This is a genomic window from Rhizobium zaerense, assembly GCF_051810725.1.
Classification (GTDB): domain Bacteria; phylum Pseudomonadota; class Alphaproteobacteria; order Rhizobiales; family Rhizobiaceae; genus Rhizobium; species Rhizobium leguminosarum_I.
In genome coordinates this window covers 128,954-153,784 of the sequence record NZ_JBPWQY020000003.1, presented here as the reverse complement: position 1 = coordinate 153,784, position 24,831 = coordinate 128,954, and the positions used below count along the sequence as shown (strand labels likewise).

General features: G+C 60.7%; 26 protein-coding genes. 7 read left to right on the top strand and 19 right to left on the bottom strand.

Annotation, left to right across the window (positions count from 1 at the left end; all coding sequences use genetic code 11):
* Positions 1-18: 18 nt before the first annotated feature.
* Complete coding sequence (locus ACS4RR_RS27140; protein ID WP_456190448.1) at positions 19-603, top strand: cysteine hydrolase family protein; 585 nt, start codon at positions 19-21, stop codon at positions 601-603.
* Positions 604-693: 90 nt separating this feature from the next.
* Here the strand turns inward: ACS4RR_RS27140 and speB are convergent, their stop codons facing one another.
* On the bottom strand, positions 694-1,749 hold the full coding sequence (gene speB / locus ACS4RR_RS27135; protein ID WP_222384843.1) for an agmatinase: 1,056 nt from the start codon (positions 1,747-1,749) through the stop codon (positions 694-696).
* Between the two features lie 96 nt (positions 1,750-1,845).
* On the opposite strand from speB, the gene ACS4RR_RS27130 reads away from it, so the two are divergent.
* A complete protein-coding gene (locus tag ACS4RR_RS27130) occupies positions 1,846-3,009 on the top strand; it encodes an aminotransferase (protein ID WP_222384842.1) in 1,164 nt (387 codons plus the stop codon).
* Here ACS4RR_RS27130 and ACS4RR_RS27125 read toward each other — a convergent pair.
* The 4 genes from ACS4RR_RS27125 to hutC all read right to left on the bottom strand — a co-directional run bounded on the left by ACS4RR_RS27125 (position 2,989) and on the right by hutC (position 6,667).
* Positions 2,989-3,525: a flavin reductase family protein gene (locus tag ACS4RR_RS27125; RefSeq protein WP_222384841.1), complete on the bottom strand. Its 537-nt coding sequence runs from the start codon at positions 3,523-3,525 to the stop codon at positions 2,989-2,991. The two genes, ACS4RR_RS27130 and ACS4RR_RS27125, sit on opposite strands and share 21 nt — an antisense overlap.
* Positions 3,522-4,877, bottom strand: coding sequence for an LLM class flavin-dependent oxidoreductase (locus ACS4RR_RS27120; protein WP_170281817.1), 1,356 nt, complete (start codon positions 4,875-4,877; stop codon positions 3,522-3,524). The genes ACS4RR_RS27125 and ACS4RR_RS27120 overlap by 4 nt, the downstream gene beginning before the upstream one ends.
* A 113-nt stretch (positions 4,878-4,990) precedes the next feature.
* Positions 4,991-5,929: a LysR family transcriptional regulator gene (locus ACS4RR_RS27115; protein WP_456190447.1), complete on the bottom strand. Its 939-nt coding sequence runs from the start codon at positions 5,927-5,929 to the stop codon at positions 4,991-4,993.
* Between the two features lie 30 nt (positions 5,930-5,959).
* A complete protein-coding gene (gene hutC, locus ACS4RR_RS27110) occupies positions 5,960-6,667 on the bottom strand; it encodes a histidine utilization transcriptional repressor HutC (RefSeq protein ID WP_456190446.1) in 708 nt (235 codons plus the stop codon).
* 226 nt (positions 6,668-6,893) lie between these two features.
* Here hutC and ACS4RR_RS27105 point away from each other — a divergent pair, with 226 nt between their 5' ends.
* From ACS4RR_RS27105 to ACS4RR_RS27090, 4 genes are all read left to right on the top strand, one after another.
* Positions 6,894-7,721 (top strand): transporter substrate-binding domain-containing protein, encoded by an 828-nt coding sequence (locus tag ACS4RR_RS27105; RefSeq protein WP_162117566.1) that lies wholly within the window; start codon positions 6,894-6,896, stop codon positions 7,719-7,721.
* A gap of 98 nt (positions 7,722-7,819) precedes the next feature.
* Positions 7,820-8,461 carry an amino acid ABC transporter permease gene (locus ACS4RR_RS27100; RefSeq protein WP_170281820.1) on the top strand — a complete coding sequence of 214 codons (642 nt, stop codon included), beginning with the start codon at positions 7,820-7,822 and terminating at the stop codon, positions 8,459-8,461.
* Complete coding sequence (locus ACS4RR_RS27095) at positions 8,458-9,126, top strand: amino acid ABC transporter permease (protein ID WP_170255256.1); 669 nt, start codon at positions 8,458-8,460, stop codon at positions 9,124-9,126. The genes ACS4RR_RS27100 and ACS4RR_RS27095 overlap by 4 nt, the downstream gene beginning before the upstream one ends.
* Positions 9,123-9,914 (top strand): amino acid ABC transporter ATP-binding protein, encoded by a 792-nt coding sequence (locus ACS4RR_RS27090; protein WP_170281821.1) that lies wholly within the window; start codon positions 9,123-9,125, stop codon positions 9,912-9,914. Before ACS4RR_RS27095 ends, ACS4RR_RS27090 begins: the two co-directional genes overlap by 4 nt.
* Positions 9,915-9,946: 32 nt before the next feature.
* On the opposite strand, the gene ACS4RR_RS27085 is transcribed toward ACS4RR_RS27090, so the two are convergent.
* From ACS4RR_RS27085 to ACS4RR_RS27045, 9 genes are read right to left on the bottom strand one after another with little or no spacing between them, the layout of a single operon-like run.
* The gene (locus ACS4RR_RS27085) at positions 9,947-10,300 is read right to left on the bottom strand and encodes a cupin domain-containing protein (RefSeq protein ID WP_170255254.1); all 354 of its coding nucleotides are present in this window, start codon (positions 10,298-10,300) and stop codon (positions 9,947-9,949) included.
* A complete protein-coding gene (locus tag ACS4RR_RS27080) occupies positions 10,293-10,961 on the bottom strand; it encodes a cysteine hydrolase family protein (protein WP_170255253.1) in 669 nt (222 codons plus the stop codon). The genes ACS4RR_RS27085 and ACS4RR_RS27080 overlap by 8 nt, the downstream gene beginning before the upstream one ends.
* Positions 10,961-12,511 (bottom strand): ABC transporter ATP-binding protein, encoded by a 1,551-nt coding sequence (locus ACS4RR_RS27075; protein ID WP_170281822.1) that lies wholly within the window; start codon positions 12,509-12,511, stop codon positions 10,961-10,963. The genes ACS4RR_RS27080 and ACS4RR_RS27075 overlap by 1 nt, the downstream gene beginning before the upstream one ends.
* Before the next feature lies 1 nt (position 12,512).
* On the bottom strand, positions 12,513-13,568 hold the full coding sequence (gene atzD / locus ACS4RR_RS27070; RefSeq protein WP_260299808.1) for a cyanuric acid amidohydrolase: 1,056 nt from the start codon (positions 13,566-13,568) through the stop codon (positions 12,513-12,515).
* A complete protein-coding gene (gene biuH, locus ACS4RR_RS27065) occupies positions 13,568-14,269 on the bottom strand; it encodes a biuret amidohydrolase (RefSeq protein WP_456190457.1) in 702 nt (233 codons plus the stop codon). The genes atzD and biuH overlap by 1 nt, the downstream gene beginning before the upstream one ends.
* Before the next feature lie 11 nt (positions 14,270-14,280).
* A complete protein-coding gene (locus ACS4RR_RS27060) occupies positions 14,281-15,297 on the bottom strand; it encodes a formamidase (RefSeq protein ID WP_456190445.1) in 1,017 nt (338 codons plus the stop codon).
* Positions 15,298-15,309: 12 nt separating this feature from the next.
* Positions 15,310-16,236, bottom strand: a complete 927-nt coding sequence (locus ACS4RR_RS27055) for an ABC transporter permease (RefSeq protein WP_162117557.1) — start codon at positions 16,234-16,236, stop codon at positions 15,310-15,312.
* Positions 16,236-17,363 carry an ABC transporter permease gene (locus ACS4RR_RS27050; protein ID WP_162117556.1) on the bottom strand — a complete coding sequence of 376 codons (1,128 nt, stop codon included), beginning with the start codon at positions 17,361-17,363 and terminating at the stop codon, positions 16,236-16,238. The genes ACS4RR_RS27055 and ACS4RR_RS27050 overlap by 1 nt, the downstream gene beginning before the upstream one ends.
* A gap of 20 nt (positions 17,364-17,383) precedes the next feature.
* The gene (locus ACS4RR_RS27045) at positions 17,384-18,511 is read right to left on the bottom strand and encodes a BMP family ABC transporter substrate-binding protein (RefSeq protein ID WP_162117555.1); all 1,128 of its coding nucleotides are present in this window, start codon (positions 18,509-18,511) and stop codon (positions 17,384-17,386) included.
* 340 nt (positions 18,512-18,851) lie between these two features.
* Between ACS4RR_RS27045 and ACS4RR_RS27040 the strand changes: the two genes are divergently transcribed.
* Positions 18,852-19,526, top strand: a complete 675-nt coding sequence (locus tag ACS4RR_RS27040; RefSeq protein WP_017968632.1) for a GntR family transcriptional regulator — start codon at positions 18,852-18,854, stop codon at positions 19,524-19,526.
* 50 nt (positions 19,527-19,576) lie between these two features.
* Here the strand turns inward: ACS4RR_RS27040 and ACS4RR_RS27035 are convergent, their stop codons facing one another.
* From ACS4RR_RS27035 to ACS4RR_RS27015, 5 genes are all read right to left on the bottom strand, one after another.
* The gene (locus ACS4RR_RS27035; protein WP_456190444.1) at positions 19,577-20,374 is read right to left on the bottom strand and encodes an ABC transporter ATP-binding protein; all 798 of its coding nucleotides are present in this window, start codon (positions 20,372-20,374) and stop codon (positions 19,577-19,579) included.
* An 11-nt stretch (positions 20,375-20,385) separates the two neighbouring features.
* Positions 20,386-21,279: a nitrate ABC transporter permease gene (ntrB, locus tag ACS4RR_RS27030; RefSeq protein ID WP_456190443.1), complete on the bottom strand. Its 894-nt coding sequence runs from the start codon at positions 21,277-21,279 to the stop codon at positions 20,386-20,388.
* A gap of 55 nt (positions 21,280-21,334) precedes the next feature.
* A complete protein-coding gene (locus tag ACS4RR_RS27025) occupies positions 21,335-22,648 on the bottom strand; it encodes a CmpA/NrtA family ABC transporter substrate-binding protein (protein ID WP_170260044.1) in 1,314 nt (437 codons plus the stop codon).
* A 466-nt stretch (positions 22,649-23,114) separates the two neighbouring features.
* On the bottom strand, positions 23,115-24,119 hold the full coding sequence (locus ACS4RR_RS27020; RefSeq protein ID WP_162117552.1) for an inorganic phosphate transporter: 1,005 nt from the start codon (positions 24,117-24,119) through the stop codon (positions 23,115-23,117).
* A complete protein-coding gene (locus tag ACS4RR_RS27015) occupies positions 24,119-24,763 on the bottom strand; it encodes a DUF47 domain-containing protein (protein WP_222293922.1) in 645 nt (214 codons plus the stop codon). Before ACS4RR_RS27015 ends, ACS4RR_RS27020 begins: the two co-directional genes overlap by 1 nt.
* Positions 24,764-24,831: the final 68 nt, after the last annotated feature.

The following is a 24,831-nucleotide window of genomic DNA, read 5'->3' as shown; positions in this document are numbered from 1 at the left end:
GACCGGAAGGAGGATCTGATGGTCGAGGTCGGCGAGTGGCGGCACCTTTGCGTCGACATGCAGCGGATGTTTGCCGAAGACACGCCATGGCACGTTCCCTGGATGGCGCGGGTCTCTCCCCAGATCGAAGAACTGGCCGGCCGGCACCCGTCACGAACGATCTTTACCCGCTTCCTGCCGCCCGAGCGTGCGGATGACATGCCGGGGAAATGGCGGGATTATTACCGGAAGTGGTGGATGATGACGGGCGAACATCTTCCGCGCGACTTGATCGATCTCGTTTCATCGCTGGCGTCGCTGGTTCCGCCGGCAAGGCATTTCGACAAACGCACCTATTCCCCTTGGATCGACGGGCGCCTTCATACGGCCCTTCAGTCGGAGCGGGTCGATACCCTGGTGATCACCGGCGGTGAAACGGATGTCTGCGTGCTTGCCACGACGCTCGGCGCGATCGATCTCGCCTATCGTGTCATCGTGCTGAAGGACGCTGTCTGCAGTAGCGCCGACGACACCTATGATGCGTCGCTGGAACTTCTGCACGATCGGTTTTCCGTGCAGCTCGAACTCATCGAAACCGAGGAATTTTTGAGGGGCGTTGGCTAAAACGTCGCGCAAAACTGTGCGGCGGTTTTGCGCGCACGACATTGTCTCGGCCCATCCGGCCAATTGCCACAGGTGACTGCGCGGTCGGCCTCAGCGTTTGCCGATCGAGGGACTAAACACCATGAGGCTTAGAATCTCAAAGAGCACCTGTGCTGCGGCGTGCGCTGTATTGGTCGTTGCGTCATATTGCGGGGCAACTTCGACGACGTCACCGCCCACCAGGTTTATCCCTTTCAGCCCGCGTATCAATTCAATGACTTCACGCGTGGTCAATCCACCGACCTCGGGCGTGCCCGTGCCGGGCGCAAAGCTCGGATCGAGGCTGTCGACGTCGAAGGAAAGATAGGTCGGGCCATCGCCGACGATGGATTTTGCCTTGGCAATGACGGCAGCAATCCCCATCCCGCTGATATCCTCTGCATGGATCACGGTCATTCCCGACGCATAGGAGAACTCCCACAAATATTCCGCCGAACCACGGATGCCGATCTGGATTGTCCTCGTCGGATCGAGCACGCCGTCCAGCACCGCATTGCGGAATGGCCCGCCGTGATGAAACTTCGTCTGATCGAAGGCCCCGCTTGTATCGCAATGAGCATCGATATGAATGAGGCCGACCGGTTGCTGCCGACCGACGGCCTTCAAAATCGGGTGGCTGATGGAATGATCGCCGCCGACGGAAAGCGGGGCAACGCCGGCATCGACGATCTGGGCGATGCGCTTTTCGATGTCGTCGTGGCTGAGCTCCAACCGGTAGCGGCTTTGGAACGATACGTCGCCGATGTCGGCGACCCGAAGATCGAAGACCGGCGCCGTGCCGAGCACGTGATTGTACGGGCCGATCCTTTCGATGGCGCGAAGTGCTCTCGGTCCGAAACGCGAACCTGGACGATTGGTGACGCCGAGATCCATGGGGATGCCGGTGATTGCAACCTGGAGATTGCCGAAGTCAGGATCATCGGCAGCAACCTGCATGTAAGGGGCGCTGAGGAAGGTCGGTATTCCGGCGTAGGGTGCCAGTCTCGTACCTTTCTTGGAGATGATCTTCTCCGCCACTTTCCGAAACTTCTCGTCGAATATCTCGCCCCCATTGGCATCCGCAAATTCTGCGCGCAGCTGTTCGAGCCGCGTTTTATCCCACACCATGCGCATGCGTCTCCGCTTCAGCTCCATCTCACCCGACAAAGGGGTTGAGAAAGCAATTGGTATCGTTGTAGCAAGCGGGATCAAAGAGAAATCGATATGATCGCTGCAAAACCCAATTCGCTCGTTGCCCGCCTCTCAGCCCCACCCATTCCTTCCGTCGTCGCCTGGAGCGGCGAATACAAAGGGGAAAAAGGGCCGCTCATCGATCTGTCGCAAGCCGTGCCCGGCTATCCCGCGCATCCGGAAATGCTTCGGCTTCTTGCCGAGGCGGCCGGGCAACAGGCGATGACGGGATACGGGCCGATCGAGGGCGAACCTCGGTTGCGCAAGACCTACGTGGCTTACATTGCCGAACTTTACGGTGCCGCCCTTTCCGCCGACAATATTCATATTACCGCCGGCTGCAATCAGGCGTTCATGTGCACGGCGATTGCGCTGGCGAGAGCCGGCGATACGGTCGCGCTCACCAACCCCTTCTATTTCAATCACGACACGACGCTATCGATGCTGGGAATCGGGCGTCGATTGGTCGATTGCGACCCCGCCGGCGGCTTTCTTCCCGACCCGCGTTCGGCCGAGGCTGCCCTTGCGGCCGGCGCGAGGATGCTTGCCGTCGTCACACCCAATAATCCCACCGGAGCGGTGTATCCGCCGAGCCTGCTTCACGAGCTTTTCGTGCTCTGCCGGAAATATGGCGCCTGGCTGGTTCTCGATGAAACCTATCGCGATTTCCTAGCCGAGGGTTACGGGCGGCCGCACTCACTCCTCTCCGAGCCGGGTTGGGAGGACACGCTCGTTCTTCTCTACAGCTTCTCGAAATCCTTCTGCATTCCCGGTCATCGACTGGGTGCAATCACGGCTGGCCCCAAACTAGTCGCCGAGATCGCCAAGGTGATGGACAATATGCAGATCTGCGCGCCGCGTTCGGCTCAGATCGCCGTTGCATCGGCGATCCCGGCGCTCGCCGATTGGCGAGCCGCCAACCGGCTGGAGATTGCCCGCCGGGCGGAGGCTTTGAGGCAGGTCTTCTCCGGGCTGGCCGATTGGGAGATCGGAGCGATCGGCGCCTATTTCGCCTTTGTTCGCCATCCCCACGCCGATAAATCGTCTTTAGAGGTTGCCGAAAAACTCGCCAAGGAATCCGGCATCGTCTGTTTGCCCGGCGCCTATTTCGGCGAGGGCCAGGAGGGTTATCTCAGACTTGCCTTTGCCAATGCGGATGTCGCCTCGATCGGGCTATTATCCGAGCGCCTTCGTTAGGTTGCGGCGATCGACGTCCGCCGGAAGTTCATGATAGCCGCCGCGCCAATATAGCAGCGGCCCTATGCCCCGCCGGATTCCCATCGCGCAGACATGTCCAACCAAAATGGCATGGGAATTGTAGTGGAATGCGGTTTCGAGCTTGCAGTCCAGGACCGTCAGGGCATTTTCAAGCACCGCCGCGCCGGTCTTAAGACGATACCATCCTGCATTGCCGTAACGTTCGGCGCCCCTTCGTCCGTCTAGACCGGCAAAGGATTGCGCCACCTGTTGCTGGTCGGCGGCGAGCACGTTGACGCAGAAGCAGCCGTACCGCTGCAGCGCCGGCCATGAGGAAGACGCTCGGTTGACGCTGACGATAACGGACGGCAACTCCGCCGAAAGCGAGGAGACCGACGTTGCCGTGAAGCCGGTGCGGTCTTGCCCGTCGCCGACCGTAATCACGCTGACGGCACCCGCCAGATGACGCATCGAAAGCTTGAAGTCCGCTTCGCTAATCAGAGCCTCGACACTCATCGGGCTGGCTCTTGTGTTCTGGCAAAGCGATTGACAGGCATTGAAAGACCGAGATTGTCGCGCAAGGTCTTGCCCTCGTATTCCTCACGGAACAGTCCGCGGCGGCGAAGCTCCGGTAGGACAAGCCGCACGAAGTCGTCGAGGCTGGACGGCAAGGTTGGAAACATCAGGATGAAGCCGTCGGCCGCACGCGTCTCGAACCATTCCTCCATGAAGTCGGCGATCTGGGCCGGCGTGCCCGTCATGCCGTTTCCGGTATGCTTCTCGGCATAGTGGCGGATGAGCTCGCCGACGGTGCGGCCGCTTCTGACGAAATCGACCAGTTCCTCAAACAAGGCGCGTGATCCCTTCGGCGCCGCCGGCAGCCGATCCATGGGGAAGGGCTTGTCGAGAGCGACATCGCGCAGGTCCGCCTCGAGGAATTCGGAAAGCATCAGCCGGCCGACATCCGGATGCATCCTGTCGATCAGATAATCCACCTTCGCCTTTGCCTCGGCTTCGGTTTCACCGACGTTGATCACGATGCCCGGCATGATTTTCAGGTCGTCGGGATCGCGCCCAAAGGCCGGCATCCGGCGCTTGACGTTTTCGTAGAAGGCCCGGTTGCGCTCGATATTCGATGCGAGGCTGAAGACGATCTCGGCCGTGCGTGCCGCCATCTCCATTCCGGGTTCCGAACCGCCCGCCTGGGCAATGACCGGGCGGCCCTGGGGCGTTCGCGCGATGTTAAGGGGTCCACGAACCTGGAAATGTTTACCTTGGTGATTGAGCGTGTGGTGTTTGTCCTTGTCGTAGTAGATGCCGTTTTCACGGTCGAGAAGCAGCGCGCCGTCCTCGAAGCTGTCCCACAGACCGAATACGACATCGACGAATTCGTTGCCGCGTTCGTAACGCAGCGCATGCGGATCGAGCCCCTCGCGATTGAAATTGTAGCCGGTTTCGTCGTGATCGGACGTGACGACATTCCAGCAGACGCGGCCCTTGCTCAGATGGTCGATCGAGGCGAACAGGCGCGCGACATTGTATGGTTCGTAATAACTCGTCGACACGGTCGCCACGAGGCCGAGATCGTTGGTGGTGACTGCCAGAGCTGAAAGCAGCGAGAGCGGTTCGAAGCGGTTCATCTTGGTCGGAATGCGGGCAAGCGCCTTCGGATCGCCAACGGCGGCGGCGGGAGAATCCGCCATGAACATGAAATCGAACTTGGCCGCTTCGGATCGTTTGGCGACATCGAGCAGATGAGCGAAGTCGTTGGCGCCATTGACATCGCTTGCCGGATGCAGCCAGGAGGCAGGGTGAAAGCCGAACGTATAGACGAAAGTCCCGAGTTTCATCTTGTCGGTTCGCGCCATCGAGCTCTCCTGCTATGTCGGCCACGCCGCCAACGGTGGAGGGCGACTGCGCAAATTATCGCCAGGCGCAAATTTTCATCAATATCGCGCAGCTGAGTTCCGTTTTAGTTTTTCTAAACTATTGGTTTCGGCGCCGACGCAACGGTTTGCTGGCGCGAAATAGCAATGAGCCAATCGCGGAATTCGCGCCCGTGGGGCTTCTGCAAGGCCGCGCGGTCCCAGGCGAGAAAATAGCTTTCGCGCAGTGCAATGCGCATGTCGACCGGAATGACCAGCGTTTGCGCCTCGAGCTCGTCTGATATCATCGACATCTGCGCGAGAACGATGCCGCGCTTGTTGACGGCTGCGTCAATCGCACTGCTCGACAGGGTGAAGGAGAGGCCGGGCGTCGACGCATCAAGGGAGACGCCGGCCTTGGCGGCAAACTCCGCCCAGCTGGGGTAGGGGGTGAAGTGCCGTTCCCACTCGACATGGAGGAGGGGCTGCTCGAAGAGATCGCAAGCCGCATACGCACGGTCCGGCATCAGCGCCGGCGAACAGGCAGGCACCACCCAATCGCGGAACAGTTCGGTATAATGTTCGTGCTGCAGCACGTCCGACCCATAGCTCACGCGGAAATCGACATCATCGAAGCCGATCCGAGGCTCCTTGTCGCGCCCGATAATCCTCACTGGAACTTCGGGATGAAGCGCTTGCCAGTCGAAGATCCGCCTGCCGATCCATTTGTTGACGACGGAGGAAAGCGCACTGAGCACCAGCGCCGTCTCGTTGCGCGCCTTTTCCAACAATTGCCCGGCGAGCGCAAATTGCTCGAACCCCTTCGATATCTCCTGGTGGTAGAGCCGGCCCCAGGCGGTCAACTCGACAGTTCGCCCGCTGCGCTCCAGAAGCGAAACGCCAAGAAAGCTCTCGATCTTGCAGATCTGCTGGCTGATGGCGCCGGGCGACACCCTGAGTTCCAGGGCTGCGGCCGTCACGCCGCCGCAGCGCCCCACCGCCTCGAACGCCTGCAAACTTTTCAGCGGGATCGCCTTAAGGCGCTCATCGGACACTTGCAGAACCTCCCGTGATTGGCGTCGAGCTCAATTTGTTGCCGGATGAAACGTGCCCGCAAACTGGAACCGGTCGCCCGGATGGGTAAACTCGACATAGGTCACCGTACGTCCGTTCTGCCAGGTCTGGCGAATGAGGCTGAGGCAGGCCTCGCCGCGTTCCGTCTGCAGGATCCGCGCCGTCGTGGTGTCGGCCGAAACGGCGCGAATGACATGTTTGGCCTTGGACCACGGAACCTCGTCAAGCAGCCATTTGCCGGGCGGAATTGAAGCAAAACTCTCCTCTCTCGCCCGTGGAACGGCATCGAGCATGATGATCCGCCGCTCGATGGCATTTGGTCTGCCGTCGACAATATGCAGGCATTGGAGCCTGAGGACTTCTGCATCGGCAGGCTCCGACAGCTGCTGGGCCTCCGTCTCTCCAAGGCGCTCGATCTTGCGGGCGAGGATTTCGAAGCGGTGTTCGTGCCCGGCCAGTTCCGCTTCGGTGCTGATATCCTGGATATCCATTACCGTGCGGTCGATCTGGGGCGAGGCGACAAACGAACCTGTCTTGCGCCGTCTGATGATCATGCCGCGCTCGGCGAGCGCCGACAGCGCCTTGCTGACGGTCATCCGCGAGCACCGATATTTCGCCGCGAGTTCGTGTTCGACGGGAATGCGGTCGCCGGGCCGCCAATCACCGCTGATGATCTTCGTCTCGATATCGGTGAAAATACGCTGATAAATCGACACCAAGCCCGCACCTCATCCGGCGTCAGCGACCATGAATACGGAACGGCCATGCCAGCGAGATCGACGCCATCCGGCACAAATTTTGCGTTCCTCGTCTTTTACATTGACACTCTAGGCCAGCCTATATCTATTTGTATAGTCAAAAGCGGAGCATAGAAATCCGCGCAGAGGAAATCGAATTCGGGAACCAAAACTCCTCCGCCGGGGGAATAAAACTGGAGAGATGATGATGAAGGCACATTCACTGCTGAAGGGTCTGGTCGGCGCTGCGTTCTTGTTCGGAGCAGCCGTTTCCGCCCATGCAGCCGACACGCTGGCAGCCGTCAAGGCAGCCGGCACCCTCAAGGTTGGCACTGAAACGGCTTTCGCACCGTTCGACTATATCGATGCCGGTGAACACACCGGTTTGAACGTCGACCTCTTTGCCGAGATCGGCAAGGAACTTGGCGTCAAGATCGAGTGGGTGGCGCTTCCCTGGGACGGTGTCTTCCCGGCGCTCGAGGCCGGCAAGTTCGATGTGGTGGCAGGTCCTGCAACGATCACTAAGAAGCGCATGGAGCGCTATCGCTTCACGCCGCCGATCGCCGAAGCGACGATTGCCATCCTCAAGAAGGCCGGCGACACGACGATCAGCAAGCCGGAGGATATTGCCGGCAAGACGATCGGTGTCGGCAAGGCAACCGCGCAGCTCGACCAGTTGAAGGAATTCTCCGGCACGCTGCCGACCAAGGTCGACGTGCGCGAATATCCGGCCTTTACCGAATCCTACGCCGATCTCGCCGCCGGCCGCATTGCCGGCGTTGCCAACTCGCTGCCGAATATCGCCTTCGTCGCCAGCCAGCGAAAAGGCACGTTCGAAGTCGTTCTGCCGCCATTCGGCAAGAAGTCCTATTTCGGCTTCATCGGTCTCAAGGATGCCGACCATGCGCCCCTGATGGATGCGATCGATGCCGCGATGCTCAAGATTAAGGCAGACGGGCGTATGGCAGAACTGCAGAAGAAGTGGTTTGGCGCATCTTTCGATACGCCGGACGCTGTCAAGGACCCGGCATTCTGATTAGCCGTCGGTGAAACGAACGCGCCCCGCCATTGGTCGGGGCGCAATCTGCCGTGGCATCAGAGTTTACGGCCGCAGCGCCCAGGCAAACACCGCTCATGTCCATCAAGCTTTTCGAACTGCTTCTGCAAGCCTCGATCTACACGGTGACGATCAGCGTGGTTTCTATCCTGATCGGTTTTGCGATCGCCATCGTTGTTTCCGCCATGCTGCTTTCGCAGCAACGGCTTATGGTGCTGCCGGCGAAGATTTTCATCAGTTTCTTTCGTGGCGTACCGCTGCTGGTGCAGCTGTTGCTGATCTATAACCTGCTGCCGGCGATCGACATCAACGTTCCGAGCATCGTTGCGGCGATCGTTGGTCTGTCGCTGTGTACTGCAGCCTACCAGGCTGAAAATCTGCGCGGCGGTTTTTCCAGCGTTCCCACGGGCCTTGTCGAGTCTGGCGAAATGGTCGGCATGACACCCGTCCAGATCTTCCGCCGCATCAAGGCGCCGATCGCCCTGCGGCTGACCTTTCCAGCACTCGTCAACGAAGCGATCCTTATCCTGAAGGCGTCTTCGCTGGTCTCGGTCGTTGGGGTCATCGAGTTGACGCGCATGGCCCAGGACCTTGCCGGCAGCACTTTCCTGCCGCTTGAGATTTTCGCTTCCGCCGGCCTGATCTATTTCGTCATCAATTGGATCGTTGCCCTTGCGGGCGGTCTGATCGAACGCTCCCTGCCGGGAGTGCCGCGATGACCTTCGACATCAATGTGATTGTCAGCAACTTGCCGGACATCCTCAGCGGCGCATGGCTCACCATCGTCATCTGGATCGTCACTACGCCGGCCGCTGCCGCGCTCGGATTCCTTGTCGCCGTTGCCAGGCGTTTTGGCGGCGTTGTCCCGGACAAGGCATTCGGCATGGTCATTGCGGTGCTGCGCGGCACCCCGTTCCTGATTCAGATATTCCTCGTCTACTATGGCGGGCCCTTCGTCGGATTGTCGCTCGATCCGATCCCGGCCGGCGTCATCGGCCTTTCCATCTACGGGGCGGCTTATTTCAGCGAGATCTTCCGCTCGGGCTTTGCCGCCGTCCCGAAGGGACATATCGAGGCCGGGATATGCGTTGGCCTGACACAAGGGCAGATCGTCCGGCGCATATTGCTGCCGGAGATGACCATGCTGGTGCTGCCGCCTTCGGTCAACATGACGGTCATCCTGATGAAGGAGACGGCCGTGCTGTCGATCATCACCGTGCCGGAATTGACGGCGACGCTGAGCGCCATAGGCTCGCAGCAATATGCTTTCGTGGAAGCGCTCTTCGTTCTTGCTTTATTTTATTGGGTGCTGGTGGAAATCACCGGCTGGCTCGGTCATCTCGCCGAAACGAAACTCACCAGATTCAGGTTTTTCAACATATGAGCATTCCTGCGATCGCAGTCAAAAATCTCGTCAAGACCTTCGGCGGCTCCACCGTGCTGCACGGCATCGACCTCGATATCGTGCAGGGACAGGTTTCCTGCGTGATCGGCCCGTCGGGTTCCGGCAAGAGTACGCTGCTGCGCTGCATGGCCTTTCTCGAGGAATCGACCAAGGGAACGATTGCCGTCAACGGCGAGGTGCTTGGTTTTGCGGAAAACGCCAAGGGCGTCCGCGAGCGGGTGCCGGCGGCGGCGAACAGGCGAATCCGATCGCAGATCGGCATGGTTTTTCAGCAGTTCAATCTCTGGCCGCATATGACGGCGCTCGGCAATGTCAGCGAAGCACTGAAGACGGTTCACAGGATGAGCCGCAAGGATGCCGAGGAGCGGGCAATGGCCCAACTCGTCAAGGTCGGCCTCGAGGCCAGGGCAGGGCATTATCCGTCGCAGCTCTCGGGAGGGCAGCAGCAGCGCGTTGCCATCGCCCGGGCGCTTGCCCTCAACCCGAAGATCATGCTGTTTGACGAGCCGACGTCGTCACTCGATCCCGAGCTGACCGGCGAAGTGCTGAACGTCATGCGCGATCTCGCCGCCGAGGGCATGACGATGGTCGTCGTCTCCCACGAGATCGGATTTGCCGCAACCGTCGGCCAGCAGATCGTCTTTCTCGATCACGGCAAGGTGCTGTTTACCGGCCCGCCGCAGGACGTCTTCAAACGGCCGAGAAATCCTCGCCTCGAACAATTTCTGGACACCTATATCGATCGTGGCGCCTCGATGCTGCTGTGACGTTCATTTCCTTCCGGATCATCGCGTCGGGTTCAGGAAATTTCGTCTTCGAATATTTTGACGGGCCGGTCCCATTGGATGAGCACGACACAGCCGGTATCGCTCCAGACCGAGTGTTCGCTGCCCGGCGCATTGACGATATAACTGCCGCTAGTGTAATCGCCCGTCTCGTCGGATTGAACGCCATCGAGCACCAGAATGGTCTCGAGCCCCTCGTGGCGATGGCGGGGAACGGAGGCGCCGGGCTCATATTTCAACAGCGCCACGCCCGGCTGATCGCCCTCGAAGGGGCGGATCCAGTGAATGGTGACAGCATCGCGGAAAGGGCCGAATTCCAACTCCTTCCAGCCGCCTGACGTCAGGCGTTCGCGGGTCGTTTCAGGCATGGGCGATGCTTTCCAGAATGTCGTCGACATGGGCGGTCCACCCGACGATCGCGCCCTGGGCGCGGATCATGGCGATGGCGGCGGCTTTGAATTCGGGGAAATAACTTTCCGTCGCCTCCTCGGCGAGCAGGCATTCATAGCCGCGGTCGTTTGCTTCGCGCATCGTCGTCTGCACGCAGACTTCGGTAGTGACACCGGCAAAGACGAGCTGTTTGATACCCTTCCGCTGCAACACGGTGCCGAGGTCGGTCGCGTAGAAGGCGCCCTTGCCGGGTTTTTCGATGACGGTTTCGCCCTTCACAGGAGCGAGTTCCGGAAGAATTGCCGTGCCGGGTTCGCCCGAGATCAGGATGCGGCCCATCGGGCCTTCGTCGCCGATCCTGAGCGACGGATTGCCGCGATCGCGTTTCGCCGGCGGCAGGTCGGAGAGATCAGGCCGGTGGCACTCCATCGTATGGATCACAGGCAGGCCGGCATTGCGGAAGCCCTGGATGAGGCGTTTGACATCGGGCACGATCCTGGTGATGCGGCTGACATCATTGCCGAGGCTTGCACCGAAGCCGCCGGGCTCGGCGAAATCGCGCTGCATGTCGATGACGATGAGGGCGAGCTCGGCGTGCTTCACCGGAAAGGCGAAAGGTTCGGCTTTGATCTCAGCCATCAGTGATGCCCCGCCATGTGGGCACCGATCACGCCGATATCGGCCGAGAGCGCCGGTGTCTCGTAAACCAGCTTGCCTTCCGAAATGACCATGATGCGGTCGGACATCTCGAGCAGTTCGTCGAGGTCTTCCGAGAGCAGCAGCACGGCGGCACCCAAATTGCGGGCCTTCATGATGCGGGCGCGGATTTCGGCAACGGCGGAGAAATCGAGGCCGAAACAGGGGTTCGAGACGATCAGCAGATCGACATCGCCGGTCAGTTCGCGGGCGAGCACTGCTCGCTGCACGTTGCCGCCCGAAAGCGCTGCGATCGGCGAGGAGGAAGAAGCCGTTTTGACCTTGAAGTCGGAGATCAGCGCCGAGGCACGCTTCTTCATGCTGCCCTTGTTCAGCCAGACCGCGTCCGTGCCGTCCGGCTTCAAGTCGAAGGTGCGGAACGCAAGGTTCTCGCTCACGGTCATCTTCGGCGCACAGGCATTCTGCAACGGCTCTTCCGGGATGAAACGCACCCTGTTCTTGCGGGTCTCGTCACGGGTGGCGCCGTAAGTCTCGCCATTGACCATGACCTGGCCGCTATCGGTCAGGCGCTGGCCGGCCAGAATTTCCGCCAGTTCCTTCTGGCCGTTACCCGATATGCCGGCGACGCCGACGATCTCGCCGGAGCGGACCGTAAGCGCGTCGATCTCGATCGTCTTCAAGCCGGAGCGATCCGGAGCTTTCACCTGGCTTACAGTGAGCACGGATTTGGCCGCTTCCGCCACCGGCAGACGGCTGTCGAGCTCGGCGAGCTTGACGTCGCCGATCATCATCGCCGCCATCTCGGCGGTGGAGAGCTCGCCGACCTTGCCGGTGCCGACCAGCTTGCCGCGCCGCAGGATCGAGACGGCATCGGCGAACTTCGTCACCTCGTGGAACTTGTGGGAGATCATCAGCACTGTGAGCTCGCCGCGCTCGGTCATCCCGCGGACGATGCCGAGCATCTCATCGGCTTCGGCCGGCGTCAGCACCGAGGTCGGCTCGTCGAGCACGAGGAAGGAGCGGCCGAGATAGAGCTGCTTGACGATTTCGAGCTTCTGCTTTTCGCCGGCGGCAAGCTCGCTCACCGGCCTGTCGAGCGGGATCTTGAACGGCATGCGTTCCATGAACCCCGCCAGATCCTTGCGTTCCCTGGCCCAGTTGATTACCGCGGGTACTTCGGTACGGCTGATGACCAGGTTTTCCGCACCTGTCAGCGAGGGAACCAGTGTGAAATGCTGGTAGACCATGCCGAGCCCATAGGCTGCGGCATCCTTGGGTGAGGCGACCGCCACCTCGCGGCCGTCGACCGACAACGAGCCTGACGTTGCGTGATAGAAGCCCATGATGCATTTGACGAGCGTCGACTTGCCGGCGCCGTTTTCGCCGAGAAGCGCGTGAAAAGACCCAGCCGGAACGGCGATCGAGACGTTGTCGAGCGCGGTGAAGCTGCCGAAACGCATGGTCATATCGAGCGTCTCGATGCCGACGGCCTTGCCGGCTTGCGGAAGGGGCGTGTCGCGGACTGTGCTCACTTCATTGCTCCTTTTCGACGATGATGGCGACGGGACCGCCGCCGGACGGACCCTGGTGTTCGGCGCCGCCGGACACATAGAGATCGGTAATGCCGAAGATGCCGGCGAGAACGCCGCCGACGAAGGCACGGGCATGGCGGGTGCCTGCAATATCCGAGTCATCGAGCATCGTGTGGCGCCTGCCGCCGATCCTGCCGGACGGGTCCGGCTCGGCCTTGGCGAGAACCGCTGCCAGCCGGCTGTTTTCCGGCAGGCGTTCGCGGGCTTGCCTGACGGAATGCGCGTCGATCGCATCCCGCATGACCGCGTGGTCGATCGACAGCGGACCGGACCATTTTGCGCTCATGCCGAGGACGATGACTTCGTGATCGGTGAGTTCGACCCCGGACGAGGTTGAGGCGCAGCGGGAAAAGAGATCGAAACGTGTGCAGATGTCGGCATCGCCGATCGACGCCGCATCGATTTCACCGAGTGCCACGGCGACGCCGAGAGCCGAAGCGCCGCGCGAGAGGCCCATGGATTTCAGCGTGTCGTGGGTTGCGACCGTCCTGCCAGCGGCCTCTGCTTCGGCAATCCGGCGCGAGGTGAGCAGCGGGCACTTGATCTGCACGAAATGGACATCGGTAGCATCATCGATGCCGGCATCCTTCATCGCGAACTTCACGCCTTCGGCAACGAGCAGGATCTGTTCCCGGCGCCCGAGATGTTCGGGGGGCAGCGCGGGGGTACGCGACACACCAATGGCCAGCGCCCGTTCGCCCGGGGTTTCTACGGTTTCACGCGCAAAAACCGTCCAATGCGGCGAGAGCGCACCCTCGGTGCCGCCGGACATGATGATCGAGACGCCGTCGACGCCATATCTACTGAACAATGCCTCGAAGCTGCGGGTGGCATAACCGCGGGTAAAATCATTGACGCAGCCGTTGCCTTCCGTCTTGCCGAGAACGGCGACGATGTTGTTCGCCTGAAGGCCGCTGGCAAAGAGCGCCTCGACGCCGGCAACGTCATCGGGGCCGTCGGCTGGCACGCGAAAGACATGGGCACGCAATGACGGCATCAGGGTAGCGCCTCGACTAGAGCCGCGGAATTGGAGACGGAGCCGAAGACGCCGCCCTGCATCTTCACCATCTTGATGGCGGCGAGGTGGTTTCCGTAGTCGGTCGCACCACAGCAGTCCTCCAGCAGCAGGCATTCGTAGCCGCGGTCGTTCGCCTCGCGCATCGTCGTCGAGACGCAGACATCGGTGGTGATGCCTGTGAGGATAATGTTTTCGATGCGCTTCTGGTTGAGGATGAGTTCGAGGTCGGTGGCGCAGAACGAACCCTTGCCGGGCTTGTCGATGATCGTCTCGCCTTCGATCGGATAGAGCTCGGGGATGATGTCCCAGCCGGGTTCGCCGCGCGTCAGGATGCGGCCGCAGGGGCCGGGATCGCCGATGCCGGCGCCGATCCGCTGCGAGCGCCAGCGTTTGTTGGCCGGCAGATCGGCGAGATCGGGGCGGTGGCCCTCGCGGGTGTGGATGATGTGGTAGCCCTTGGCCCGCATGGCGGACAGCACGCGCTTGATCGGTTCGATCGGCGCCTGCACCAGCGACAGGTCGTAGCCCATATGGTCGACATAGCCACCCTTGCCGCAAAAATCGGTCTGCATGTCGATGATGATGAGGGCGGTATTGTCCGGCCTCAGAGCGCCGTTATAGGGCCACGGATACGGATCGGCGTCGATAAAATGCCGTTTGGTTTCGACCATCGCGTCCATCATTCTCTCTCCTATTCCGCGGCAGGTTTGAGGGGTTCGCCGTAGCGGCGCATCGGCTTGTCAAATCCGCAGGACGTGCCGTCCTTGACCTTTACCTCGTCTTCCCATGGCAGGCGGTATTTGCCGGCGACAAGGTCGTGCATGTAGGTGTAGGGCGCATCCTTTGCGCCGCCGGCAACGGCGACATAGCCGCGATGGCCGAACTGGTAGATATTGTTCTCCACGCCCCAGCCGAGTCTGGCCTCGCGCACCAGGTCAGGACGCACCTCGGCGGTGATGATCTCGTTCGGCCGGCCGGAGGTGCCGTGAGCGATGATCGTGCCGTCGAAATTGCAGATCATGCCTTCGCCCATCGAATCGAACGTGCCGTCCGAGCCGCACATGCAGACATTGGCGGTAACCATCAGGTTGCAGAAGGCATTGGCCTGGTTGGTGAAGCGCCAGGCATCGCGGACCGGCGCCGTGTAGCCGGCGGTGCGGATCATGATTTCGGCACCCTTATAGGCGCATTCGTGCGCCATCTCCGGGAACATTCCGTCATGGCAGATGATCAGCGCGAGCTTGGCGCCCCGCGGGCCCTCGATGACAGGGATGCCAAGATCGCCGGGCTCCCAGGGCTCGACGGGGATCCAGGGATGCATCTTGCGGTAATAGAGCTTCAGCTCGCCCTGGTCGTCGATGACGATGCCGGAATTGTAGGGCATGCCGCCAGGGTTCAACTCCATGATCGAGAAGCAGCCCCAGATCCGGTTGTCGCTGCAGGCCTGTTTGAAGGCTGCGACCTCCGGCCCGTCGAGCGTGCACATGATCTCCGGATTGATGTCCATGGAAAGGCCGTGCAGCGCGTATTCGGGAAAGACGACAAGGTCCATGCCCGGCTGGTTGCGCCGCGCCTTGGCCACCAAATCGACGATCACCTGCGTCTGTTTTGCCAAGTCCGCTTTGGTGACGGTCACCGGCAGCTGGAGCTGAACGAGGCCGATGCCGACGCCGTGTTCGGATTTGTTGAGGCCGCCAAGTCCGTTCATCGCCAAGCTCCGTTATTTCGTGAGCGACAGCGCGCCCGGCGCACCGGCGAGCGAGCGGGTGGGCGAGGAGGTGGCGATCAGGATGACGAGGGTGAGCACGTAAGGTGCGGCATAAAAAAGGTAGTAGCCTTGTGTGACGCCGACCGATTGCAGCGCCGGGCCGAGCGCGCCGGCACCGCCGAAAAGCAGGGCAGCGAGGAAGCAGCCGATCGGGTTCCAGCGGGCGAAGATGACGAGGGCCACGGCCATCAGGCCCTGGCCCGACGAAATGCCTTCGTTCCAGGAGCCCGGATAGTAGAGCGAGAGATAGGCGCCGCCGATTGCCGCCAGCGAGCCGCCGGCGGCCGTCGCCAGCAGGCGAACCCGGTCCGGATGGATGCCCATCGCCCGGGCCGCGTCGGTGCTGTCGCCGACGACGCGCAGAATCAGGCCGATCCTTGTATTCTTGAAGGCCCAGAACAGAAAGAGCGCAAGGGCCGCGCCGATGAAGAACAGCACGTTGATATTGAGCGCCGCCTGGATCTGCGGACTGCTCGACCAGCCGCCGAGCGCGATCGAGGGCAGTTTCGGGGCCACCGGTTGGATGAAGGATTTGCCGAGGAAAAACGCCATACCGAGACCGAACTGCATCATAGCGATGCCGATGGCGATGTCGTTGACCTTCGGGAACTTGCAGATCCAGCCATGGATCAGCCCGAAGATCGAGCCTGCCACCATTGCGGCGAGCACGCCGAGGGTCGGCGAGCCGGTCATGACAGCCACCGCATAGGCCGTCATGGCGCCGAAGACGAGCGTGCCTTCCAGGCCGAGATTGATGCGACCGGAACGTTCGGTGATGGTCTCGCCGAGGCTGACGAAGATGAAGGGGGTGGAAACGCGGATGGCGCCCGCGAAGATTGCCAGCGGCACGCCCCAGATGCCGATGCCTGTCTCTTCCATCAGAGGCTCCTTTTCCAGAGGTCGGGATTGAAGATCTTGAAGCGGCCGTAGAAGGTCTCGCAGAACAGAATGACGATGAAGAGCGTGCCCTGCAGCACCAGAACCGTCGCATCCGGCAGGCCCATGCGCCGCTGGATGAGGCCGCCCGAGGCGTCGATGCCGCCGAGCAGGATCGCCACCGGAATGATCGCCAGCGGATTGTGCCTGGCGAGGAAGGCGACGAGGATGCCGGTATAACCGTAGCCGGCTGCAAGCGAGGCATTGGCACTTCCCTGCACCGCCGCCACTTCGATCATGCCCGCCAGACCGGCAAAACTGCCGGCAAGCGCGGTAAATCCGGCGATCAGCTTGCCGACCGGCAGTCCCTGGATCTGGGCGGCGCGCACGTTGCCGCCAGCGATGCGGGCGGCAAAACCGTAGCTCGTGGCCTCGATCACAATCCAGGAGACCACACAGGCGAGGATGCCGATGACCAGGCCCCAATGTACGTCCATGCCGGGAATATTGCCGAGCATGTATTCCGCCGGCAGTGGCCTGGTCGACGGCTTGTTGAGACTTGCCGGATCGCGCAGCAGCCCTTCGACGAACTGGTTCATCAGGGCAATGGCTATATAGGAGAGCAGCAGCGACGAGATGGTTTCGTTGACGCCGCGATAGTGGCGCAGAAAACCGGCAAGGCCAATCCAGATGCCGCCGACCACCATGGCGGCGATCGCCATCAGAATGAGGGTGAGGAAGACAGGCGCAGTGCCGGCGAGCGGCAGAGCCATGGCCGCGGCAGCAACGCCGCCCAGCACGACCGCTCCTTCCCCGCCGATGATGACGAGGCCGAGACGGGCGGGCAGGGCGACGCAGAGTGCCGTCAGGAGAAGGGGTGCGGCACGACTTAAGCTGTTCTGCACCGAAAACCAGCTGCCAAAGCCGCCGGTGTACATCAGTTGGAAGAGAGTGGCCGGCGACTTGCCGACCGCCAGGATGAAGAGGGAGAAGAGCGCAAGACCGATCAGAATGGCCGTGAGGCCGATGACAACAGGCTCGGCCCGCCGCGCGATCCATTCGAGGACGGGGCGCAAGGAAGCCGGTTTTTCCGCGATGACTATTGCGGGATCATTGGCCTCGATGGTCATGGCGCTTCTCCCTTCGCGGTTTACGCCGTGGACCCGACAACGCCCTCGACCAGATAATTCATGCTTTCGAGCTCGATCGCGTCTTCGGCGTAGCTCTTGCCGGCAGCCACGACGGTGTCGCCCTTGTTGTCCTTCAACGGTCCCTTGAAGACCGAAAAGCCGCCCTTCATCATCTCGGCCTGCGTGGCTTCGAAGGCCTTGCGGCCCTCCGCGGACACACCGGGACCGAGCGCGCTCATCTTCACGAAGCCGTCCTTCAGGCCGCCACGCACGAAGTTGCCGAGCTTTTCGCCGGCCTGCGCCTTCTTGACGAAGTCGCCGTAGACGTTGCCCCAGGCCCATTCGGCGCCGGTGAGGTATTTTTCGGGCGCAAGCGGGCTCTGGTTGGCGTGATAGCCGCAGACGAAGGCGCCGCGGCCGGCAGCCGTCTCGACGACCACTTTGGGGCTGTCGACGTGGCAGGTGATGACGTCGGCGCCTTGGTCGACCAGCGCATTGGTGGCTTCGGCCTCCTTGACGGCGAGCGACCATTCGCCGGTGAAGATCACCTGGCAGGTGATGCCAGGATCGACTGTGCGCGCGCCAAGCAGGAAGGCGTTGATATTCTGCAGAACCTGCGGGATCGGCTTGGCGGCGACGAAGCCGATCTTCTTGCTCTTCGTCGCATGGCCGGCGGCAACGCCGTTCAGATACTGGCCCTGGAAGATATAGCCGAAATAGGAGCCCGTGTTGGCCGGGTTCTTGCCTTCCTGCCAGAGGCCGCCGCAGTGGCGGAACTGGATGTCGGGATGTTTGCCGGCCACGGCCAGCATGTGCGGGTCGAAGTAGCCGAAGGAGGTCGGAAAGAGCAGGGTCGCGCCATCCAGGTTGATCATGGATTCCATCGTCTTCTGGACGTCGACGGTCTCCGGCACGTTCTCTTCTTCGACCAGCGTTACACCAGGCATCGCCTTGATGACGGCCGCACCTTCGGCATGCGCCTGGTTGTAGCCATAGTCGTCCTTCGGGCCGACATAGATGAAGCCGACGGTCAGCGCGGTTTGGGCAGCGGCGGAGGAGGCGATCAGGCCCGGCATGGCGCCGGCAAGCGCACCGGCAGCAGAAGCCTGGAGAAAATTGCGGCGGTTCATGGAAAGGAGTTTGGTCATCGGAAATGCTCCTTGCGGCGCTGGGCCGGTTGTGAACGGGTACAGAAAAGTGCATGCAATGCATGTGCCAGAAACTAATCTGTTGTTTTTTATAGTTTATCCGTTACCGCAAGATTTGCATGTTGCAAAGTGCATACAGATTGATCGAATTCTTGCGTAAAAAGTAATCAATAGGTATTTCTTGTTCATTGTGACTGCGTAGTTGGCACAACGTCGAGTTACCCGAGGTATCTCCTGCATCAGAAAGTGAACATTTAACAATATCTTCGCCGCCCGATTTGACTTATCCAGTCTCGAACGTCATCTGTATGCAGAGTGTTGATGTGAGCAGATTCGTATCGTGAAGCAGCCCAGGCGCAGAGAAGTGATCCGTACCGGAACCACCGTCGAACAGATGGTGCGGGCGATTGCCGACATGATCGTCACAGGTGAAATGCTGCCGGGCGCGAAGTTGGACGAGGTATCGCTCGCGGTTCGTTTCGACGTTTCGCGCACCCCGGTGCGCGAGGCTCTGCGTGAGCTGGGCGCCATGGGATTGGTCGCGCGAGAGCCAAACCGCAGTGCCGTCGTGACCAACGTCACCGAAGCCTATCTGCATTCGATGTTCGAAGCGATGGCGGAACTCGAAGCAATCTGCGCCAGGCTCTCGGCCGAGCGTATGACGGTCGACGAGCGGCGCGCTCTGGAGCTGGAGCATCGCGGATCGATGAGGCTCGTGCATGCCGGTGCCGAAGAAGAATATTCGGCTCACAACACCGAATTCCACACCCGGCTTTATCGTGGCGCGCATAATGACCATGTCTTCGAGATGGTGACGCAGACACGGGCGCGGCTCGCGCCCTTCCGGCGGGCGCAGTTCCGCCTGCCCGGGCGTCTGGCAAAATCCTATGAGGAGCACGGCCGGATCGTCACCGCGATCATGCGCGCTGACGCCGCCGCCGCAGGGCAGGCGGCATATTCCCATGTGGAAATTGTCAGCGATGCCAGCGCGGTATTTGCAACGCCTGGGGAGTAAAGAGGGCGCGAAAACCACAGCCGGCAAACGCCGAAATAATGTCCCGGTCTCTACTCCGCCGCTTCGATGAAACGGTGGCGTTCGTAGAGGAACTTCAGCACAGCTTCACGGCATTTGAGATATGTCCGGTCGGATGCGAGTTCGATGCGATGGCGGGGACGGGGCATAGTTACGTCGAGCACTTCGCCGATGCGGGCTGCCGGGCCGTTGGTCATCATCACGATGCGATCGGACAGCAGCACCGCCTCATCGACATCATGGGTGATCATCACCATCGTGTTGCCAAGCCGGGCGTGGATTTCCATCACCGCGTCCTGCAGATGGGCGCGGGTCAGGGCATCGAGCGCGCCGAAGGGTTCGTCGAGCAGCAGGATCTTCGGCTCCATTGCAAGCGCGCGGGCGATGCCGACGCGCTGTTTCATACCGCCTGAAATTTCCGAAGGCCGCTTATCCCTCGCATGCGCCATCTGCACGAGGTCGAGGTTGGCCATCACCCACGCATGCCGCTCGGCCTTGGTCTTCGTTCGGCTGAAGAGTTTGGAGACGGCGAGATTGACGTTCTCGTAGACGGTCAGCCAGGGCAGCAGCGAGTGGTTCTGGAAGACGACGGCACGGTCCGGACCGGGTCCGTTGACCTCACGGTTTTCAAGCAGCACGGCGCCTGCCGATACCGGGGTCAGGCCGGCGATGAGGTTGAGCAGGGTGGACTTGCCGCAGCCCGAATGGCCGATGATCGAGACGAATTCGCCCGCGGAAATCGTCAGGTTGATGTCCTTCAGGACCTCGGCGCGCACGCCGCCCCGATCGAAATGTTTGTCGATATGATCAAGCTTCAGATAGGCGTTCATAGGTGCGTTCCTCAGTTGGCCATGGCGCCGCGGGTGATCAGTTTGCCGAGTGCTGCCACCAGCTTGTCGAGGGCGAAGCCGACGATGCCGATATAGGCGAGCGCGACGATGATGTCCGGAAGGCGCGACGAGTTCCATGCGTCCCAGATGAAAAAGCCGATGCCGACGCCGCCCGTCAGCATTTCGGCCGCGACGATGGCGAGCCAGGAGAGGCCGACGCCGATCCTGAGGCCGGTGAAGATGTAAGGCGCTGCCGAAGGCAGCATGATCTTCCAGAAAAACTCGAACTGGTTGAGGCGCAGCACCTCGGCGACATTGCGGTAATCCTGCGGGATATTGCGGACGCCGACGGCAGTGTTGATGATCACCGGCCAGATCGAAGTGATGAAGATCACGAAGATCGCCGAGGGGTTGGAATCCTGGAAGGCTGCGAGCGACAGCGGCAGCCAGGCGAGCGGCGGAACCGTACGCAGCACCTGGAAGATCGGATCGAGGCCACGCATCGCCCAGACCGACTGACCGATGATCGCACCGATGATGACGCCTGTGACTGCTGCAAGCCCAAAGCCATAGAGAACGCGCTGCAGCGAAACGAGCACGCGCCAGCCGAGCCCGATATCCTGGGAGCCGTAGTTGAAAAACGGATAGGCGATCAGGTCATAGCTATCCTGCCAGACCCGATGCGGCGAGGGCAAAGACGCGTCCGCCGACGAACAGAGCACCTGCCAGACGAGCAGGATGAGTGCCAGCACGACGATTGGCGGAACGACATTGCGAAGGGCGGTCAGTGCCGCTCGACGAAAATCGATCCGCGATCCATGCTTGCCGGAAAACGGCAGAACCTTTGCCGCCAGCTTGGCAGAGGCGGCCGTGGAGGGGTTTTCTTTATTGGCCAGGGCGGACATCAACGTGCTCCTCACGTGCATGAAAGGCCGGCGCGCCGGAGCGCGCCGGAGCGGGTCAGGAGACCGCCTTGATCGAAAGGCTGTCGAGATAGGTGGAGGGATTTTCCGGATCGAAGACCTTGCCGTCGAAGAACGTCTCCTTGCCGCGGGAAGACGATGCGGGAATATCGGCCGCCGCGACGCCGAGATCCTTGGCGGCCTCGCGCCAGATGTCTTCGCGGTTCACCTGGTTGACCAGCGCCTTGATGTCGGTGCTCGCCGGCAGATTTCCCCAGCGGATGTTTTCCGTCATGAACCAGGTATCGTGGCTCTTGAACGGATAGGAGGCGCCGTCTTTCCAGAACTTCATATAGAGGTCGGTGGCTTTGACATCGCGGCCATTGCCATAATTGATGTCGCCCTTGAGGCGGCCGAGTACGTCCTTCGTCGGAACGTTGAACCATTGGCGCTTGCCGAGAATGTCAGCCATCTCCGCCTTGTTGTCCATGCTTTCGCACCATTGCTGGGCCTCCATGACGGCCATCAGCAGGGCCCTGGCAGCATTGGGATTCTTTTCGATCCAGTCGGCGCGCAGTCCGAGCGCCTTTTCAGGATGACCCTTCCAGAGCTCGCCGGTGGTGGCTGCGGTAAAGCCGATGCCCTGGTTGACGAGCTGCTCATTCCACGGTTCGCCCACACAGAAGACGTCCATGTTGCCGACCTTCATGTTGGCAACCATCTGCGGCGGCGGCACGACGATGGTCGAAACGTCCTTGTTCGGATCAATACCGCCGGCGGCGAGCCAGTAACGGATCCAGAGGTCATGGGTGCCGCCCGGGAAGGTCATGGCGGCCTTGATCTCCTTGCCCTCCGCCTTCTTTTTCTCGAATGCGGCCTTCAGCTTGGAGGAATCGAGCTGCACGCCGGTTTCGGCATATTCTTTGGCGACGGAAATACCCTGGCTGTCGAGGTTGAGCCGGGCGAGGATCGCCATCGGCACCGGTTTATTGTTCTGCGTCACCTTGCCGGTATGCATGAGATAGGGGAGCGGCGACAGGATATGCGCACCGTCGATGCCGTTTGCCGCGCCGCCCAGCACGAGATTGTCGCGGGTCGCACCCCAGGAGGCCTGTTTGGCCACATCCGTTTCCGGAAGGCCATGCTTGTCGAAAAAGCCCTTTTCCTTGGCGATGATCAGCGGCGCGGAATCCGTGAGCGCGATAAAGCCGAGCTTGACGCCTGTCACTTCAGGGCCTGCTCCGGCTGCGAAGGCGCCGGACGGAAAGGCCGTCTTGACAGCGCCGATGAGGGCAGCCGCTGCGGTCGTCTTGAGCATGCTGCGGCGGGTCATGCCGGTTGTAAAAATCCCAGTCTGCAAATTCTTTGTCATGCGCAAGTTCCCTCTGCTGGCTGAATTTGGACACAAAAAAACGCCGCCGGAAATTGCGTCCAGGGGATGGGAGAATCCCGGAGCAAAAACCTTGCGACGTCGGTGTCTATTGTAGGCGCTTATGCCGCGCCTATCCGCGCCGGTCGCCATTGACCGATGCGTCTTAGGACTTGCAAACAGTGTGCCAATTCCAGAGGAAATGGTAACGGCATGAACCAAAAGGAAAAATGCGAAGAATTGACGAATGCCTATTTCTTAGGCTTTGTTATTTTCTGCTTTTATTTTGTGCGACTGCTAAGTAATCGCGGCCATGAGAGCGTTCTATTTGTGCAGTGCACGCAATATGGCAGTAGCGACCACGCAGACCGCAGAGTGGATTCTACGCGCCTTATTCTGTCGGTAATGCCAGCCGGAAAGCTCAAGAGGGGAAGGTCAATGCGTGGCGATTGCCTCGCCGTCATCTCATTCATTGCAGCAAAGAGACGAGGCCGTAGAAGGCTGCGGATATTGCTGCAGCCGCCGGCATCGTGACGATCCAGGCTATCACGATGTTGCCAGCCAATCCCCAGCGCACGGCGGAGACACGACGAGCCGCGCCCACTCCAACGATTGCTCCGGTGATGGTATGCGTCGTCGAAACGGGAATACCGAGCCACGTCGCTCCGAAGAGTGTCAACGCTCCGCCGGTCTCTGCGCAGAAACCTTGCATGGGGTTGAGCCGGGTGATCTTCGATCCCATGGTATGAACGATCCTCCATCCGCCAAAGAGCGTACCGAGAGCCATTGCCGACTGGCAGGAAATGACCACCCAGAACGGCACGTAGAATGTCGGGCCGAGATATCCCTGGCTGAACAAGAGCACCGCGATGATGCCCATCGTCTTCTGCGCATCGTTGCCGCCATGGCCAAGCGAATAGAGCGAAGCGGATACGAACTGCATGGTGCGAAATGTCCGATCCACGGCAAACGGCGTTTGCCGGACGAATAGCCAGGAGACGGCGAGCACCAGCACCAGGGCAAGCAGAAATCCGATGGCTGGCGACAGGAAAATAGCACCGACGGTCTTTAGAAGTCCGTTCCAGACGATCGAGCTGAAGCCCACCTTTGCCAGACCGGCCCCCACCAGCCCACCGACAAGCGCATGCGACGAGCTCGATGGAATACCGAAAATCCAGGTCAGAATATTCCAGATGATCGCGCCCATCAGCGCGGCGAAGATCACTTGGGGCGAAACGATCGCAGGATCGATGATGCCGGTCCCCAGTGTTTCAGCCACATGCAGGCCGAAGAACAGGAATGCGATGAAATTGAAGAACGCCGCCCAGACGACCGCATATTGTGGCCGCAGGACGCGGGTCGAGACGATCGTGGCAATCGAATTGGCCGCGTCATGCAGACCATTGAGAAAATCGAAGAACAGGGCGACGACGACCAGGCCGACCAGCAGCGGCAGAGCGAGGGAGGCATCCATCAGACGTTCTCGATGAGAATGCCGCTGATTTCGTTGGCGACATCCTCGAAGCGGTCGACAACTTTCTCCAGCTCTCCGTAGATTTCGCTTCCGATCATGTAGGCCATCGCATTGCCGCGGGCGCCATGACGCATAAACAGATCTTTCAAACCCTGGTCGTGGAGTTCATCGGAACGTCCCTCCACTCGGGTAACCTCCTCCGCGATGGCCGCCAGGCGCTGCGCATTGGCTCCCAATCGGTCGAGGAGGGGTATTGCTTCCGCGACAAGATTTGCCGCCTTGACGATTTCACTGCCCATCTCCTGCATGAGCGGATCGAAGCTCGTTTGCTCGAACAAGCGGATCGTCTTGACTGTCTTGTGCATCATGTCGATCGCATCATCCATCGACTGAATGAGGTCCTTGATGTCACCGCGGTCGAAGGGCGTGATGAAGCTTCGTCGAACGGCAAGAAGAACGTCACGCGTGACGTCGTCCGCCTCGTTTTCCAATGTGACGATGCGTTCGCAGTTTTTCTCGACGTCATTGCCCTTCAGGAGTTGATCGAGGGCGTGCGCCGCGGCAACGACGGTCTTCGAGTGTTTGGAAAACATTTCAAAGAATCTGTCTTCCCGTGGCATCAGCTTGCGAAAAATGCTCATCATGCCTGCGAACCTTCCTCGTGCGGCCGATTGTCATAAATGTGTCATAAACACGCTCAGGCAATTGAAGC